Genomic DNA, 15,746 nt, shown 5'->3' with positions numbered 1-15,746 from the left:
TCGCCCCCGCAAAAAAACCGCCGATACGTTCGGCGGTTTTTTTATGCGCGTTCTGTCTTGCGGGCGCTTATTTGAGCGGGACGTATTCGCCGCTGGCGGGGTCGTCCTTCTGCAGCGCGCCGGTGTTCTTGTCGATGAGCAGCGTGACGACGCGCGGTGCGGTGTTCGGGTCGCCGCCGCAGGCCGGGGTGTGGTTTTCCAGCACTTCAACGCTGTTGTGCGTGTCGTCGGCGCGGTCCACCACGAACGACAGGCATTCCTGCGACAGGGTGGTCAGCTTGTATTTTTCGATGGCGGCGCGGGCCAGATCGACGGCCTTGGCCTGTTCGGCTTCGCTGACGGCGGGCGCGCTGGCGGTCGGCGCATTGGCCGAGTTGGACGCGCCAGGGGCGGAGGCCGCAGGTGCGGAAGCCGTAGCGGGGGCGGCAGGTTTGTGCGCGTCGTCGGAGCGGCCGCAGCCCGCCAGCGCGAGAGCGGTGAGCAAGGCAAGCAGCAGGGGTTGGGTCATGATGTGCGGAGCGTGTCGGCGATGTTCAGCCCCCGACTTTACCCGGAACTGACCGATCGTTTCCATGCCGCATACGCCTGCGGCATGCACACTGCGCAGGGCCGGTAGCCGGCGGCACGCGCGTCGGCTTCGTTCAGGAAGAACACGCGGTAGCGAACATAACCGCCGCGCGCGATGGCCCGGCGTGCGGCGGCGCAATCGAGGCGGCCATAGATGCGAGCACGCCGATGCCCGCCCAGCGTGCCGGGCACGGCGCTCTCATAAGGCTGGCCGCCCGCGCCGATGAGCGTCCACGTTCTCACGCGGTTTCATGCGGCGGATTGCGACTCGCGCTCCAGCAGCGCCAGCTTGCGCTCCACACCCCAGCGATAACCGGAGGTGTTGCCGTCCCGGCGGATCACCCGATGGCAGGGAATCGCCACTGCGATGTGATTGGCCGCGCAGGCCTGCGCAACGGCGCGGACGGCCTGGGGCGCGCCGATGCGCGCGGCAATCTCGGTGTAGCTGGTGGTGCTGCCGGGCGGCACTTCGCGCAGCGCCTGCCATACGCGCTCCTGGAACGCGGTGCCGCGCACGTCCAGCGGTAGGTCCAGTCCGATGGACGGCGCCTCGACAAAACCCACGACCTTCGCCACCAGATCTTCGAAGCCCGCATCGCCGCCGATGAGTTCGGCCTTCGGGAAGGTGTCCTGCAGATCGCGCGCGAGAGCGTCGGGGTCGTCGCCCATCAGGATCGCGCAGATGCCGCGATCGCTCTGCGCCACCAGGATCGAACCGAGCGAACATTCGCCCACCGCAAAGCGGATCGTCGTCTGTACGCCGCCGGCGCGGTAGCGGCTGGCCGTCATGCCCAGCACGTTGTCCGACGCCTCGTAGAAGCGGCTGCTGGCGTTGAATCCGGCGTCGTAGATGGCTTCAGTGACGGTGCTGCCGCGTTCCAGTTGCGCGCGCAGCTTGCGGGCGCGATGCGCATCTGCGTAGGCCTTGGGCGTGAGGCCGGTGACGCTTTTGAACAGCCGATGGAAGTGATAGGGGCTCAGGCCGGCGTCCTGCGCAAGCGCTTCAAGCGTGGGCGGTGTGTCGGCTGCCTCGATGCGGCGGCAGGCTTGCGCGACCAGCGCGGCTTGCTGCGCCCGGACGGTGGTCTGATCCGGGCTGGCGCGGCGGCTCGGGCGGTAACCGGCGGCTTCTGCGTCGGCAGGGGTGTCGAAAAACTCGACGTTTTCCGGGCGCGGCAGGCGCGACGGGCTGCTCGGCTGGCAATACACGCCGGTGGTCTTTACCGCATAGACGAATTGCCCGTCGGCAGAGGCATCGCGCGCCAGCACGCGAGCCCAGCGCGGGTCATGTTCAACGGAGGTGGTGTCCGGTACGGTACGGGCGGAGGTTTGCATGGCGTCATCCAGTGGACTGCGATGACTGTACTGTAGGTGCGGCCCCCTGGCGGGACACTCCGGGTCTTGCGGTCAAATTCGAAGCACCGATTGCTTCACTTTCTGCGCGGTGCCTTTTGCTGACCGGCGCGCGCGGCGGCCAAGTTGGCCGCGATTTGCTTGGCGCCGGAAGATTCGGGCGGCAGCAACTGGTAGAGGTGCTCCCACTGGGCGATGGCCTCGGCCACGTCACCACGTTCTACGGCGGCGGAAGCGGCCAGCGCCAGCGCTTTGGGCTCGTCCGGATCGCTCTTCAGTGCGAGGCGTACCTGCTCCATGGGCGCTCCGGCGAGGGCGCCGCCCTGCGCTGTGGCGAGTGCGTCGGCGTAATCGGCGCGCAGGCTCGCGACGTCGGGCGCAAGGGCGACTGCCTTGGCGTAAGCGGCGACGGCATCGGCCGGGCGCTCCATCGTGCTGTAGGACCGGGCGAGCAGGGCCCAGCCGGGCGCGTCGTCAGGCGTGTCGCGCAGGCGTTGCGCGAGGCTGTTGACCATCGATTCGATCTGCGCATCTCCACCGGTGTGGTCGCTGCGCGCGGCGGTCAGCATGTCGCCCGGCATCCACAGCGCGGCGGGCTTGCCCAGGTGCTGATAGAGCAGCACTGCGGACGTGGGCAACGCAGCCAACAGCAGTGCCGCGAGCACGACGGGGCGGCGGTCCGGGCGCGCCGGCGGCGTGGTGGCGCTGTCGGCGGTATCGGCGGTATCGTCCAGCAGCCGTTGGCCCAGCTCCGCGCGTGCATGCGCGTGGCCGGCGGCATCGATAGTGCCGGCGCGCAGATCGGCATCCAGCTCGCGCAGTTGATCGTGGTACCAGCGAACCATCTGGCTGCGCGCCGTGGGGCCTTGGATGCGCGTATCGAACTGATGGGTGCGCGCGCGCCGCAACAGCGGCGTCAGCAACACTGCCATGGTGACGGCCGTGAGGGCAGCCGCCAGCAGCCAGAACAGGGTCATCACAGTCATGGGCGGGGGTCGTCCGGTGACGACGACGCAAGCAGTGCAGCGAGGCGCGCCTGGGCGTCGGGGTCCATCTCGGCAGGCGCCGGCTTCCGCTGTTTGCGGGACGACACGATGCCGAACACCACCGCCATCAGCAACAGCACCGGGCCGAACCACAGCAGATACGTCAGCGGTTTGACGGGCGGACGGTACAGGACGAAATCGCCATAGCGCTGCACGAGGTACTGCTTCACGTCGGCTTCGGTGGCGCCGGCGCGCAGTTGTTCGCGAATCTGGCGGCGCAGGTCGACGGCGAGGTCGGCGTTGGAGTCGGCGAGGGTCTGGTTCTGGCAGACGAGGCAGCGCAACTGCTCCGACAGCGCATGGACGCGGGTGTCGAGATCGACGTCCGACGCCGTCGCACGGGCGGGCATTTGCAACGTGAACGCCGCGACGCCTGCGAGAACCAGCGCAGCCAGTCGTTTATGCATGACCGCCCTCCTGCTCCAGTTGCTGCAGCAGCGGCACGATCTTGCGTTCCATGGATTCGGCTGTGACGGGGCCGACCTGGCGATAGCGGATCACGCCGGCGCGATCGATCACGAAGGTTTCCGGCACACCGTACACGCCGTAGTCGATGCCGACCTTGCCGTCTGCATCGATGAGCGAGGCGACATACGGATCGCCCATCTGCTTGAGCCAGGCGCGGGCGGCGCTGGCGTCGTCCTTGTAGTTCAGGCCGTAGATCGGCACGGGTGATTGTTTGGCGAATGCGTTCAGCACGGCGTGCTCTGCCCGGCATGCGGTGCACCACGACGCCCAGACATTGAGCATCCACACCTTTCCGCGCAGGTCTTGCGGCGTGACGGTGGTGGCAGTTGAATCCAACGCCGTCAGCCGGAACGCCGGTGCGGGCTTGCCGACCAGCGGCGAGGGCAGCTCACGCGGATCACGCGACAGCCCTGCCGCCAGCGCAATCACCAGAACAAAGAACGCTGCCAGCGGCAGCACGTAACGCAGCTTCACCGGGGCTCCTCGGTTGCCGGCATCGCCAATGAGGGACTCGCCAGTGCGGTGTCGGGTGCGGTGCGCGATGCCGTGGAGCGGCGACGGAGCCGGTAGCGGCGGTCGCACACGGCCAGCAGGCCGCCCACCACCATCAGCACGCAGCCGCCCCAGATCCAGCTGACGAAGGGCTTGATGTAGACGCGCATGGCCCAGTTGTCCTGTCCGAGTGATTCGCCGAGCGCGACATAGAGGTCGCGCGTGATGCTGCTGTCGATGGCGACCTCGGTCGTGGGGTTGTCCTGGCTGTGATACAGGCGCCGCTCAGGCAGCAGTGTGGCCACGGGTTTGCCGTCGCGGCTGACGTCGACGTGGCCGCGCAAGACGTCGTAATTGGGGCCCTGGGCCGGTACAACGCTGGTGAGGTGGAACGTGTAGCCGCCCACCTCCACCGTGCCGCCCACGCGCACGGGCAACTCGCGTAGCGTCTCCTGGCTGAGCACGAGCGTGACGCCCGCGATGAACACACCGACTCCCGCGTGCGCCACCAGCATGCCGAAGTAGCTCGGCGGCAACTGCCGCAATGTCGTCAGTCGATTGCCGGGCTGCCGGAGCTTTTCGGCCAGACTGGCCAGCGCGCTCGCAAGACACCATGCGGCGAGCGTCAGCCCCAGGCCGGCCAGTGCGGACGTCCGATAAAACACCGCGAGTCCGAGCCCGACCACAACACTCGCCACTGCCGCCCAGCGCAGCCGCACGGCCATGGACGGCAGCGCACCATGACGCCAGCGCGCCAGCGGCGCCGCGCCCATCAGCAGCACCGCAGGCGACATCAGCGGCACAAAGACCTGCTCGAAATACGCCGGTCCGACCGAGATCTTCCCCAGCCGCAGCACATCGAGCACCAGCGGATACAACGTGCCGAGCAACACCGTGGCGGCAGCCACAGCCAGCAGCACGTTGTTGGCCAGAAGGAACGATTCACGCGCGAACAGCGAGAACGTGGCGCCTTCCGCCGTGTTGCCGGACAACCGCTTTGCCCGCCACGCAAACAGACCCAAGGCGCCCCCCGTCACGATCCCCAGCAAGGCCAGGATGAAGAGACCGCGCTTCGGGTCGACCGCAAACGCGTGCACCGACGTCAGTACGCCCGAGCGGACGAGGAACGTGCCGAGCAGACTGAGCGAAAACGTGAAGATGGCCAGCAGCGCCGTCCATGCGCGGAACACGCCGCGCTTTTCCGTCACCGCCAAGGAGTGGATCAGCGCCGTGCCCGCCAGCCACGGCATGAATGAGGCGTTTTCGACCGGGTCCCAGAACCACCAGCCGCCCCAGCCGAGTTCGTAATATGCCCAGGCGCTGCCGAGCATGATGCCGGTCGTCAGGCATGCCCAGGCGGCGGTCGTCCACGGCCGCGACCAGCGCGCCCAGGTGGCATCGAGCCGGCCGGACAGGAGTGCGGCCATGGCAAACGAAAACGCCACCGCAAAGCCCACGTAGCCCATGTAGAGCATGGGGGGATGCGACACCATGCCCGGGTCTTGCAACAGCGGATTGAGATCACGCCCTTCCATCGCCGGCGGCAACAGGCGCAGGAACGGGTTGGATGCGAACAGCAGGAACAGCAGCAGCCCCGTGCTGATGGCGCCCATCACGCCCAGCACGCGCGCCACCACGGGCAGCGGCAGCTGTCGGCTGAACAACGACACGGCCAGCGACCACAGCGCCAGCATCGTCGTCCACAGCAACATCGATCCCTCGTGTCCGCCCCACACGGCGGCCACGCGATAGGGCAGCGGCAACGCGCTGTTCGAGTTGGCAGCGACATAGAGCACGCTGAAGTCGTTGCTGACGAAGGCCCATGTCAGCGCGCCATACGCCAGGAGCACCAATGCGCATTGCATGCGCGCGGCAGGGCGCGCCACGGCCATCCAGCGCTCGTCGTCGCGCGCGGCGCCCACCAGCGGCAGCACGGATTGCATGGCCGCAGTCAGCAGCGCGAGGATCAACGCGAAGTGGCCCAGCTCGGCGATCATCGTGACGCACTCCGGGCGGATTCCTTCGCCATCTGGTCGTTGACCTGCGCGGCGCGTCGTACGGCATCGGCGGCTTCGGGCGGCATGTAGTTCTCGTCGTGCTTGGCGAGCACCTCGCTGGCGACGAAGACGCCGTCCTGGCCGAGACGGCCGCGCGCCACCACGCCCTTGCCCTCCCGGAACAGGTCGGGCAGCAAGCCGCGGTAGACGACTGGCACGCCGCGCCCAGTGTCGGTGACGATAAAGCGGATCGTCATGCCGTCACGTTCGCGCTGGATGGAACCGCGCTCAACGAGCCCGCCCAGACGGAAGACCTGCGCCACGGGCGCTTCCTTGGCAGCGATCTGGCTCGGGCTGAAGAAAAACACCAGATTCGAGCGGAACGCATTCAGCGTAAGTGCGGTGGCTGCACCCGCGCACACCAGTGCGGCGATCAGGATGCCGAGACGGCGTTGTCTGCGTGTCATTGGTCGCCGTCGTCTGGATGGGCGTGACTGGCGCGGTTGGCCGCGCGCCAGCGGCGGGCGAGCAGCAGCATCTCGGCCGCAATGCAGATCGCGGCCACAATAAACGCGCCCGCAATATAGTCGACGTGGTTGACGGAGAACTGGTTCATGCGGGCGTGCTCAAGTTGTGGTCATCGTCGGCGCGTTCGCGCATGATGCAGCGCACGCGAATCAGTGCCACGCAGATGCTGTACATCCAGCATGCGAGCGTCATCAGCAGCATGCCGAGTAGCATCGTCATCGCCATGGACGGTGCCGCCGTCAGGCTGATGGACGCGCCCTGGTGCAGCGTGTTCCACCACTGCACCGAGAAATAGATCACGGGGATGTTGACTACGCCGACCACGGCCAGCACGGCGCAGGCGCGTTCGGCGCGGCGCGGGTCTTCAATGGCGCTTTCCAATGCGATGAAGCCGAGGTACAGAAACAGCAGCAGCAACTCCGACGTCAACCGCGCATCCCATACCCACCATGTGCCCCAAGTGGGCTTGCCCCACAGCGCGCCGGTCCATAGCGCGATGGCGGTGAAGAGCGCACCCGTGGGCGCGAGTGCTGACGCCATCATCGACGAAAGCCGCGTGCGCAGTACCAGCCCCAGCGCGCAATAACCGGCCATCACGAGGTAGATGAACATCGACATCCACGCAGCCGGCACGTGCAGGAAGATGATGCGATAGACCTCGCCTTGCTGCGCATCGGTGGGCGCCACCATGAAGCCGACATAGAGGCCGGCGATGAGGAACAGAAGTGCGGCCACGCCAAACCACGGTGCGAGCTTGCGCGCGAGCGGATCAAACCGCACGGGGGACGCATACGCGAGCCAGTTCCAGCGCCGCGACGCAGGCTGGCGCACGGTGATGGGCGTGGTGTGGAGTCCGGATCGATTCGTCATCGGGTCATTCCACGGCAATGCGCAGCCCGGCAGCCGTGGCCAGCGGGCAGACAAACAACGACAGCGCCAGGCAAGCGCCCAGCAACGACAGATGCGGCATGACATCGAGCCCCGCATCAGCGGCAGATCCCGCGCCTGCGCCAAACACAAGCACGGGCACACAAAGCGGCAGCACCAGGATGCACAACAGCGCTGCGCCGTTGCGCACGCCCAGTGTGAGCGCTGCGCCAACGGCACCGATCAGCGCAATGGCCGGCGTACCGATCAGCAGCGTGGCGGTCAGCAGTAGCGTTGCATGCAGCGGCAGGCTGTACTGCTGGGCCAGGATGGGCGTCAGCAGCAGCAATGGCAAGCCGCTGGCGAGCCAGTGTGCGGCAATCTTCGTCAGCACGATCAACGCAAGCGGGTGCGGCGACAACAGCAGTTGATCCAGGCTGCCATCGGCGTGTTCCTGCGCAAACAACCGAGAGAGCGAGAGCATCGACGCCAGCAGCGCCGCGACCCACAGGATGCCCGGCGCGAGCATGCGCAACTGCTGCGGGTCGGGGCCGATGGCCAGCGGGAACAGGCTCGCCGCAATGACGTAGAACACCACGCCGCCGACAAGGTTGCCGCGCCGCCGCCATGAGAGCGCAAGGTCGTGTCGCAGGATGGCCATCAGCATCGGCTTCATGCGGTGCTTCCCAGGCTGAGCACGCGACTCGCCCCTTGCGGGCGCGACAGCAGGTGGTGCGTGGCCATGATGGCCATGCCGCCTGCACGCAAGTGCGCATCGAGCTGTGCGGTGAAGAGGCCGACTGCATGATCGTCGAGCGAGGCGATCGGTTCATCGAGCAGCCACAGTTCACGCCGCGCGAGCAGCAAGCGCGCCAGTGCCACGCGCCGACGCTGTCCCTGCGAGAGCTTGCGCACCGGCGTGGCGGCAAGCTTGCCGAGTTCGAGCGCTTCCAGTGCGCGCCCGATGCCAAACGGCTCAGATGCCGGGCCGCGCAATCCGGCCAGTTGCATGGCCAGCTGCAGGCTCTCGGTCACCGTGAGGTCAGGGTCGATGCCGTTGGTGTGCCCAACGTAGCAGAGCGCATTGAGGAAAGCGGGGCCGTTGCTGCGCACGGGCATGCCGTGCCATGTCAGCGTGCCGCTTGCCGGTGCCAGCAGGCCACAGAGCACACGCAGCAGCGTGGTCTTCCCGCTGCCGTTCGCTCCGGTGATCTGCACCAGCTCGCCTGCCGACACCGAGAGCTCCAGCTCGCGGAAGATCCGGCGGCCGGCGCGCGAAAACGTCAATTGGCTGGCAACAAGCACGTCAGGTGTCGGAGTCGAATGGGGGCTGGCACATGTTGCACGATCGCGTGCGTCACTCGGTCTTCATCTTCGACATGTCGGGCAGATGGTGCGCAATGCCCTTGTGGCAGTCGATGCAGGTCTTCTCCTTGCTGCCCAGGTACTGGGAGTGCATGGCAGACGCGCGCGGGCTTTGCCGTGTGAAATCCATCGAATCGTAGTTGTGGCAGTTGCGGCATTCCAATGAATCGTTGGCCTTGAGGCGATCCCATTCGTGCTGGGCCAGTTCGAGCCGGTGGGCTTCGAATTTCTCGCGCGTATCGATGGTGCCGAAAATCTTGCCCCACACTTCCTTGGAGGCCTGCATCTTCCGTGCAATCTTGTTCGTCCAGGCGTGCGGAACGTGGCAGTTCGAGCAGATGGCGCGTACACCGCTGCGGTTGGTGTAATGGATGGTGCTCTGAAGCTCCTGGTACACGTTGTCGTGCATTTCGTGGCAGCCCGTGCAGAACGCTTCGGTGTTCGTCACCTCCATCGCGGTGTTGAACGCGCCCCAGAACACCACGCCCGCAACAAAGCCGCCCAATGTCAGAAAGCCCAGGCTGAAATACGCGCTGGGCCGATTGATGGTGCGCCAGTAGCGCTTGATCAGGTCGAACATGGCTGCACCACCTCAGTTCTTGCCAACGCTCTTGCCGTCAGGCTTGCGTTTAAGCAGTTCATCGACATCGACAAACGTATTGGTGATAAGCGGCTTGGCGTCGGCCTGCGGCACGTGGCATTGCGTGCAGAAGAAGCGACGCGGCGAAACGTCGGCCAGTTGATGGCCGTCGCGGTCAACGTAGTGCGTGGGGCTGATCGGAATCGCCCGCATCTCTTCGGCCTTCGTACGCGCATGGCAGGACAGGCAACCGTTGTTGTCCTTGGTGATCTGATACATGTAGGTGCCGTCGATCTTGTGCGGAATCGTCGGCGGCTGCCCGGTGTAGTTGCGCTCGCGGCGCACGTCCTTGTTCTCGGTCGGATACAGGATGGGCGGTGTCGATTCGGCCGCGATCGGCGTGGGGCCGCGCATGGCGTCGACAACGCCTTGGGCCTGCGCGGGCAAGTTGGCAAGGGTCGCCAGCAGCAGCGCACAGAGTGCGGCTGGCAGTCCCAGGAGTCGGCTGAGCTTCATGACGTTTTCCGGTTGCGCGTGTGTCGTCTGCCTGGGCTCGTCAGACCTTCACGATCTTGACGGCGCATTTCTTGAAATCCGTCTGCAGCGAGATCGGGCAGGTTGCATCCAGGGTGACCTTGTTGATGAGCTGGCTTGCATCGAACCAGGGCACGAACACCAGGCCCTTCGGCGGCTGGTTGCGGCCGCGCGTTTCAATGCGGGTGCGCATCTTGCCGCGCCGCGAGATCACCTCGACCTCGACGCCACGCCGCAGCCCCAACGCCTTCGCGTCTTCGGGGTGCATGAAGCAGACCGCATTCGGGAATGCGCGATACAGCTCGGGCACCCGCCGCGTCATCGAGCCCGAGTGCCAGTGTTCCAGCACGCGGCCGGTCGACAGCCAGAACGGGTATTCCTTGTCCGGCACTTCCGGCGGCGCCTCATAGGGCAGGGCGAAGATCACCGCCTTGCCGTCCGGGTTGCCATAGAACTGGTAGCCGGTGCCGGCCTTGACGTACGGGTCGCTGCCTTCCTTGTAGCGCCAGCGTGTTTCCTTGCCGTTGACCACCGGCCAGCGCAATCCGCGCGCCTTGTGATAGTCGTCGAACGGCGCCAGGTCGTGGCCGTGGCCGCGCCCGAAGCTTGCATATTCCTCGAACAAGCCCTTCTGCAGGTAGAAGCCGAACGCCTTGGCTTCGGCATTGTTGTATTCCGGGTCGACGTCCTTGAGCGGGAACTTGTCGACGTTGCCGTTGCGGTAGAGCACGTCGTAGAGCGTCTTGCCGCGCAGCTCCGGCTTCTTGGCGATGAGGTCTTCCGGCCAGACTTCTTCCACCTTGAAACGCTTGGAGAATTCCACCAGTTGCCACAGGTCGGAACGTGCCTCGCCGGGCGCATCAACGAGTTGATGCCAGAACTGCGTGCGGCGCTCGGCGTTGCCGTAGGCGCCTTCCTTCTCTACCCACATGGCGCTCGGGAGGATCAGGTCGGCGGCCAGCGCGGTGACGGTCGGATACACGTCCGAGACAACGATGAAGTTCGCCGGATTGCGGTAGCCCGGGTAGCCTTCCTCGTTGATGTTGGCGCCGGCCTGGATGTTGTTGTTGACCTGCACCCAGTACGCATTGAGCTTGCCGTCTTTCAGCATGCGGTTCTGCAGCACGGCGTGATAGCCCGGCTTTTCCGGGATCGTGCCGGCGGGCAGTTTCCAGATGTGCTCGGCTTCCTCGCGGTGCTTCGGGTTCGTCACCACCATGTCGGCCGGCAAGCGGTGCGAGAACGTGCCGACTTCGCGTGCGGTCCCGCAGGCCGAAGGCTGGCCCGTCAGCGAGAAGGGGCTGTTGCCCGGCGTGGCGATCTTCCCCGTCAGCAGGTGCAGGTTGTAGATCATGTTGTTCGCCCAGGTGCCACGCGTGTGCTGGTTGAAACCCATGGTCCAGAACGAGACGACCTTGATCTTCGGATCGGCGTACAGCTCGGCAAGCTTCTGGAGCTGCTGCTTGAACTCCTTCTCCTTGCTCTTGTCCGGGTTCGCCAGCTTGGTGGTGTAGTCCAGGTCGTACGTCGAGACGAACTTTGCGAACTCGTCGAACGAGATCGGTTTCGAATCGCCCACCTTGTCGGCATTCTTGGCGGCCTTCTGCACGGGGTTGTCCGGCCGCAGGCCGTAGCCGATATCGGTCACGCCCTGCTTGAAGACGGTGTGCTTGTTGACGAAGTCCGTGTTGACCTTCTTGTTGGTGATGATGTAGTTCGCGATGTAGTTCAGCATCGCGAGGTCGGCCTGCGGCGTGAAGACGATCGGAATGTCGGCCAGATCGAACGAGCGGTGCGTGAACGTCGACAGCACCGCGACCTTCGTCTTCGGCGCAGACAGGCGCCGATCCGTCACGCGCGACCACAGGATCGGATGCATCTCCGCCATGTTCGAGCCCCACAGCACGAACGCGTCGGCGACTTCGAAGTCGTCGTAGCAGCCCATCGGCTCGTCCATGCCGAACGTGCGCATGAAGCCGGCCACGGCGGAGGCCATGCAGTGGCGCGCGTTCGGGTCGAGGTTGTTCGAGCGAAAGCCCGCCTTCATCAGCTTGACGGCTGCGTAGCCCTCAAAAACGGTCCATTGGCCGGAGCCGAACATGCCGACAGCGGTCGGGCCCTTTTCCTTGATGACGCGCTTGAACTGCACCGCCATCTCGTCGAACGCACGGTCCCAGCTCACGGGCGTGAACTCGCCGTTCTTGTCGTACTTGCCGTTCTTCATGCGCAGCAGCGGCTGGGTCAGCCGGTCCTTGCCGTACATGATCTTCGACAGGAAATAGCCCTTGACGCAGTTCAGGCCCCGGTTGACCTCGGCCTTCGGGTCGCCCTGCGTGGCCACCACACGGTTGTCCTTGACGGCCACTTCAACGCCGCAGCCGGTGCCGCAGAATCGGCAAGGCGCCTTGGACCACTTGAGCTGCGTCAGCTCTTTGTCGGTGACGAGGTTTGCGGCGCCGGCAGGAAGCGTGACGCCTGCTACCGAAGCGGTGGCGGCGGCAGCGGTCTGCTTAATGAACGCGCGGCGAGAGACTTTCATCGTCCATTTCCTCATTCATGGCGTCTGCCATTTCGTTGTGCTGATAGATCAGCGCGGTGTTCAGCACACCGTCGATCTGCTCAATGAACGCCAAGTGGGCTGCAATGGCGCGCGAACTCGGCGCCTCGAGCGTGACCACGAGCTTGCCGTTGTCGCTGGCCGCATGGATTTCGCTGCCGGCGATGGCTTCGATGGATTGGCTTACCGATGCAAGCTGGGTTGGCCGCGTCTGGACCAGAACCCCGGCGATATGCCACTCGTCATCTTCGAGCGGCGCCGGCCGAATGGGGATGTCTATTTTTCTTGTGTGTCGCATGACGCTGTTGTGGCGATCAACGCCTTTTCTAATCAGTGCTGCGCGAACATATGACCGACTCGCCCTCGGACCCCCCGGGGCGTTAAATCAATGCGTTGGCGGACCGCTCAGTAATTGCGTTGCCCAGACGATAAAGCCGTATCCGGCCACGATAAGTACGGATAGAACCGGCACCATCACCGCTGTCAGAAACAGGAAGCTCCGCAGTTCTTCGGATTTACGTTGCGCGTCGACGTTTTGGGGCTGTTCCACGATGACTCGACCAATGAGGGCGGCGCAATGGCGCGCGAACGTTTTCCAGTAAAGCGAACGTCGCACGGGAATTCAAGGTTTTCGCATGATCCCGGCGTGCCCCCTATCGCGCAACCGATATGTCGGTGGGGCGTGATCTAGCGCAAGATTTGCTCGATTCACGCGCGTGAAACATTGACGGGCACGCGCCATAAATACCAGGCCGCGACGGTCCGATATGGGCTCCATGCAGCGCCGAGTTTTTCCATCTGCTTGCGCGTGGGCGTGCTGTCGAGCCGCTTCAGGCGGCGGTAGCCATCACGCACGCCGAAGTCATCTGCGGGAAGGATGTCGGAGCGCTCCAGCGTGTAGATCAGCAGCATTTCGACCGTCCACCGGCCGACTCCGCGCAATGTCACCAGACGTTCGATGAGCGTTTCGTCCGGCATGGCGCGCGCCTGTTCACGCGTCGGGACGACGCCGTCGAGCGCGGCTTGTGCGATGCCGCGAATGGTCGCCAGTTTGGTCGCCGAGAAGCCGCAGGCGCGCAGCGCCGCCTCCTCGGTGGCCAGCACTTGCTGCGGTGCAGGAAAAGCCGCTGCCGGATACAGCGCGAGGAAACGTCCCAGGATGGCGTCGCCGGCCTTGGCGTGCAACTGCTGATAGGCGATCGCGCGGATCAGCGCTTCATAAGGTTCGCGCGCAGGCTTGGCGGCGTGGCGGCACGGTCCGATCGCTGCGATATGGCGGGCCCAGTCTTCGTCCAGCGTGGCAAGGAAGGCTTCGGCTTGTCGGTAGGCCGTATCGGACAGGTCTGCGGCGATGGTCATGCGGTAATTTGCCGGTCAGCCGGCCTTGCGGAACGTGAGGTTGATGCGCTGGCTACCAAGCAGCGCATGCGGGTGGTCCTTGAGCGGCGCAACGCCGTGATAGCGCAGGCGATCCGGCCCGCCCCAGACGACGACATCGCCGTGAAACAGGGGGATGCGCTGCGTCTTGTCGGCGCGGCGATGTCCGCCAAACAGAAAGACGGCCGGCATGCCGAGCGACACGGAGACGATCGGCGCGCCGTAATCCTGCTCGTCCTTGTCCTGATGCAGCGACAGGCGTGCGCCCGGCACATAGCGGTTGATGAGGCAGGCGTCGGGCGCGAAGCCCGGGAAGCCCGCCTCTGCGGCGGCGTTGCGCGCAAGGCGCAGGAACACGTCGGGCAGCGGTGGCCACGCGGCTCCCGTGAGCGGGTCGTGCGTGGCGTAGCGGTAGCCGCGGCGGTCTGAAGTCCAGCCCAGCGTGCCGCTGTTGGTGAGCGCGACCGACATCTCAAAACCGCCCGGCGTGACCATGTGGCGAAACGCTGCCTGCTGCGCGATGGCGTCGACCGCTGCGAGCAGGGCCGGTGCATCCGCCAGCGCAAAACCACGCAGTACGAACGCCGCCTCGCCGAGCGCAATGCGGGCGTCATCGGCGGGTGCGTGATCGGCAAACAGATCGCCGGTGGTCATGGTGTGGTCGCTACAGCGCGTCGTGGAAGATGATGCCAACAGTATGCCGCTGGCCGGAGCGCAGGCGGCTCACGCCGTGGCGCATGTTCACGCGGTACGTGCCGCGCGTGCCTTGGACGGGGCGATGGTGTACCGCAAAGACCACCGCATCGCCTTTGCGCAATGGCACCACCTCGGGCCGCGACTGCATCCGCGGGCGCTGCTCCGTCATGACGAATTCGCCGCCGCTGAAATCGATGCCCGGTTCCGACAACAGGATGGCGACCTGCAGCGGGAAGACGTGTTCACCGTAGAGGTCCTGATGCAGGCAGTTGTAGTCGCCGGCGCCGTATCGCAGGATCAGCGGCGTGGGGCGCAGCTGGCCGGCTTCGTGGCAGCGACGCAGGAAATCGGCGTGTTTGGCTGGATAGCGCACGTCGATATCCATGGCTTGATTCCAGCGGTTGGCGATGGTCGCCAGCGGCGGGTAGAGCGAGGCGCGCAACTGCGCGATGAGGTCCGGCAGCGGATACGCGAAATACTGGTATTCGCCGCGCCCGAAGCCGTGGCGTTCCATCACTACGCGCGACCGAAACAGGCTCTGTTGCGGGTACAGCGCGGCGAGGGAGTCGCACGCGTCAGCGGCGAGCAGGCTTGGCAACACGGCGCAGCCGGCCTCGTTGAGGGCCTCCTCAACGGCATGCCAGTCGATGCAGTCAAGACTTGGACGGTGCCCCGCGCTGATATGTGCGGCGGCCGTGGAAGGCGGCATATGGGCTCCTTTCCGAGATTCGATATGCCAAGCCTACGCTCGCTGGAGTGCGCGCGGCACTCCGGAGCTTGCGGTCAAATTCAGGCGGCTGCGGCCAGGCTGGCGGGCATGGTGGTGGCGGCCAGCTTGGTCAACGCATCGCCGGTGGCGCGGCAGATGCGCCACTCGGGCAGCACATCGGCGCCCATGGCTTCGTAGAAGGCGATGGACGGCGCATTCCAGTCCAGCACGCTCCATTCGAAGCGGCCGCAGTCTCGCTCCTGCGCCAGGCGCGCCAGGTGGATCAGGAGTGCCTTGCCGATGCCCAGGCCGCGGTATTCGGGTTCCACGAACAGGTCTTCCAGATACAGGCCCGGCTTGCACAGGAAGGTCGAGAAGTTGTGGAAGAACAGCGCAAAGCCCACGGCCCGGCCGTCGACTTCCGCCAGCACCGCTTCGCAATACGGGCGTGGCCCGAACAGCATCGTCGCCAGCGCTTCAGGCGTGGTCTGCACCAGGTGCGTGAGCTTTTCGTACTCGGCCAGTGCAGAGATCAGGCGAACGAGCGAGGCGCAGTCGTCTGGCGTGGCAGGGCGCAGCGTGAAGCTGCTCGCTGTGGTGGCGGTCATTG

Annotated in this window: 21 protein-coding genes; all 21 read right to left on the bottom strand. The window is 65.5% G+C overall.

What is annotated here, in order from left to right; all coding sequences use genetic code 11:
* Positions 1 to 67: 67 nt before the first annotated feature.
* The 21 genes from R2669_RS09630 to R2669_RS09530 all read right to left on the bottom strand — a co-directional run bounded on the left by R2669_RS09630 (position 68) and on the right by R2669_RS09530 (position 15,744).
* On the bottom strand, positions 68 to 508 hold the full coding sequence (locus tag R2669_RS09630; RefSeq protein WP_316899833.1) for a hypothetical protein: 441 nt from the start codon (positions 506 to 508) through the stop codon (positions 68 to 70).
* Between the two features lie 38 nt (positions 509 to 546).
* Positions 547 to 810: an Ada metal-binding domain-containing protein gene (locus R2669_RS09625; protein WP_316899831.1), complete on the bottom strand. Its 264-nt coding sequence runs from the start codon at positions 808 to 810 to the stop codon at positions 547 to 549.
* A 6-nt stretch (positions 811 to 816) separates the two neighbouring features.
* Complete coding sequence (gene ada / locus R2669_RS09620) at positions 817 to 1,902, bottom strand: bifunctional DNA-binding transcriptional regulator/O6-methylguanine-DNA methyltransferase Ada (protein WP_316899829.1); 1,086 nt, start codon at positions 1,900 to 1,902, stop codon at positions 817 to 819.
* A 95-nt stretch (positions 1,903 to 1,997) separates the two neighbouring features.
* On the bottom strand, positions 1,998 to 2,906 hold the full coding sequence (gene ccmI / locus R2669_RS09615) for a c-type cytochrome biogenesis protein CcmI (protein ID WP_316899828.1): 909 nt from the start codon (positions 2,904 to 2,906) through the stop codon (positions 1,998 to 2,000).
* Entirely contained in the window at positions 2,903 to 3,373 is a 471-nt protein-coding gene (locus R2669_RS09610; RefSeq protein WP_316899826.1) for a cytochrome c-type biogenesis protein, read from the bottom strand. The genes ccmI and R2669_RS09610 overlap by 4 nt, the downstream gene beginning before the upstream one ends.
* Positions 3,366 to 3,908, bottom strand: a complete 543-nt coding sequence (locus R2669_RS09605) for a DsbE family thiol:disulfide interchange protein (protein ID WP_316899824.1) — start codon at positions 3,906 to 3,908, stop codon at positions 3,366 to 3,368. Before R2669_RS09605 ends, R2669_RS09610 begins: the two co-directional genes overlap by 8 nt.
* The gene (locus tag R2669_RS09600) at positions 3,905 to 5,923 is read right to left on the bottom strand and encodes a heme lyase CcmF/NrfE family subunit (protein WP_316899822.1); all 2,019 of its coding nucleotides are present in this window, start codon (positions 5,921 to 5,923) and stop codon (positions 3,905 to 3,907) included. The genes R2669_RS09605 and R2669_RS09600 overlap by 4 nt, the downstream gene beginning before the upstream one ends.
* The gene (gene ccmE, locus R2669_RS09595; protein WP_147213412.1) at positions 5,920 to 6,390 is read right to left on the bottom strand and encodes a cytochrome c maturation protein CcmE; all 471 of its coding nucleotides are present in this window, start codon (positions 6,388 to 6,390) and stop codon (positions 5,920 to 5,922) included. Before ccmE ends, R2669_RS09600 begins: the two co-directional genes overlap by 4 nt.
* Positions 6,387 to 6,539, bottom strand: a complete 153-nt coding sequence (locus R2669_RS09590) for a hypothetical protein (RefSeq protein WP_316899820.1) — start codon at positions 6,537 to 6,539, stop codon at positions 6,387 to 6,389. The genes ccmE and R2669_RS09590 overlap by 4 nt, the downstream gene beginning before the upstream one ends.
* The gene (gene ccmC / locus R2669_RS09585; protein WP_316899817.1) at positions 6,536 to 7,321 is read right to left on the bottom strand and encodes a heme ABC transporter permease CcmC; all 786 of its coding nucleotides are present in this window, start codon (positions 7,319 to 7,321) and stop codon (positions 6,536 to 6,538) included. Before ccmC ends, R2669_RS09590 begins: the two co-directional genes overlap by 4 nt.
* Positions 7,322 to 7,325: 4 nt before the next feature.
* Complete coding sequence (ccmB, locus tag R2669_RS09580) at positions 7,326 to 7,994, bottom strand: heme exporter protein CcmB (protein ID WP_012436331.1); 669 nt, start codon at positions 7,992 to 7,994, stop codon at positions 7,326 to 7,328.
* A complete protein-coding gene (gene ccmA, locus R2669_RS09575) occupies positions 7,991 to 8,623 on the bottom strand; it encodes a cytochrome c biogenesis heme-transporting ATPase CcmA (protein ID WP_316899816.1) in 633 nt (210 codons plus the stop codon). Before ccmA ends, ccmB begins: the two co-directional genes overlap by 4 nt.
* 52 nt (positions 8,624 to 8,675) lie before the next feature.
* On the bottom strand, positions 8,676 to 9,263 hold the full coding sequence (locus R2669_RS09570) for a cytochrome c3 family protein (protein WP_147213409.1): 588 nt from the start codon (positions 9,261 to 9,263) through the stop codon (positions 8,676 to 8,678).
* Positions 9,264 to 9,275: 12 nt separating this feature from the next.
* The gene (locus R2669_RS09565) at positions 9,276 to 9,779 is read right to left on the bottom strand and encodes a nitrate reductase cytochrome c-type subunit (protein WP_316872896.1); all 504 of its coding nucleotides are present in this window, start codon (positions 9,777 to 9,779) and stop codon (positions 9,276 to 9,278) included.
* Between the two features lie 40 nt (positions 9,780 to 9,819).
* A complete protein-coding gene (gene napA / locus R2669_RS09560) occupies positions 9,820 to 12,336 on the bottom strand; it encodes a periplasmic nitrate reductase subunit alpha (RefSeq protein WP_316872897.1) in 2,517 nt (838 codons plus the stop codon).
* A complete protein-coding gene (locus R2669_RS09555; RefSeq protein ID WP_316899813.1) occupies positions 12,308 to 12,652 on the bottom strand; it encodes a chaperone NapD in 345 nt (114 codons plus the stop codon). The genes napA and R2669_RS09555 overlap by 29 nt, the downstream gene beginning before the upstream one ends.
* Before the next feature lie 87 nt (positions 12,653 to 12,739).
* Positions 12,740 to 12,904 carry a periplasmic nitrate reductase, NapE protein gene (napE, locus tag R2669_RS09550; protein ID WP_147213429.1) on the bottom strand — a complete coding sequence of 55 codons (165 nt, stop codon included), beginning with the start codon at positions 12,902 to 12,904 and terminating at the stop codon, positions 12,740 to 12,742.
* 158 nt (positions 12,905 to 13,062) lie between these two features.
* Positions 13,063 to 13,713 carry a DNA-3-methyladenine glycosylase family protein gene (locus R2669_RS09545; protein ID WP_316899811.1) on the bottom strand — a complete coding sequence of 217 codons (651 nt, stop codon included), beginning with the start codon at positions 13,711 to 13,713 and terminating at the stop codon, positions 13,063 to 13,065.
* Positions 13,714 to 13,728: 15 nt separating this feature from the next.
* A complete protein-coding gene (gene alkB / locus R2669_RS09540) occupies positions 13,729 to 14,385 on the bottom strand; it encodes a DNA oxidative demethylase AlkB (RefSeq protein WP_316889937.1) in 657 nt (218 codons plus the stop codon).
* Positions 14,386 to 14,395: 10 nt separating this feature from the next.
* Positions 14,396 to 15,136: a 2OG-Fe(II) oxygenase gene (locus R2669_RS09535; RefSeq protein ID WP_316899809.1), complete on the bottom strand. Its 741-nt coding sequence runs from the start codon at positions 15,134 to 15,136 to the stop codon at positions 14,396 to 14,398.
* Positions 15,137 to 15,216: 80 nt separating this feature from the next.
* Positions 15,217 to 15,744, bottom strand: a complete 528-nt coding sequence (locus R2669_RS09530; protein WP_147213402.1) for a GNAT family N-acetyltransferase — start codon at positions 15,742 to 15,744, stop codon at positions 15,217 to 15,219.
* Between the last annotated feature and the right edge of the window lie 2 nt (positions 15,745 to 15,746).

It is taken from the genome of Ralstonia edaphi, from assembly GCF_958350185.1.
Taxonomy (GTDB): Bacteria; Pseudomonadota; Gammaproteobacteria; order Burkholderiales; family Burkholderiaceae; genus Ralstonia; species Ralstonia edaphi.
This window is presented reverse-complemented; position numbering and strand designations above follow the sequence as displayed.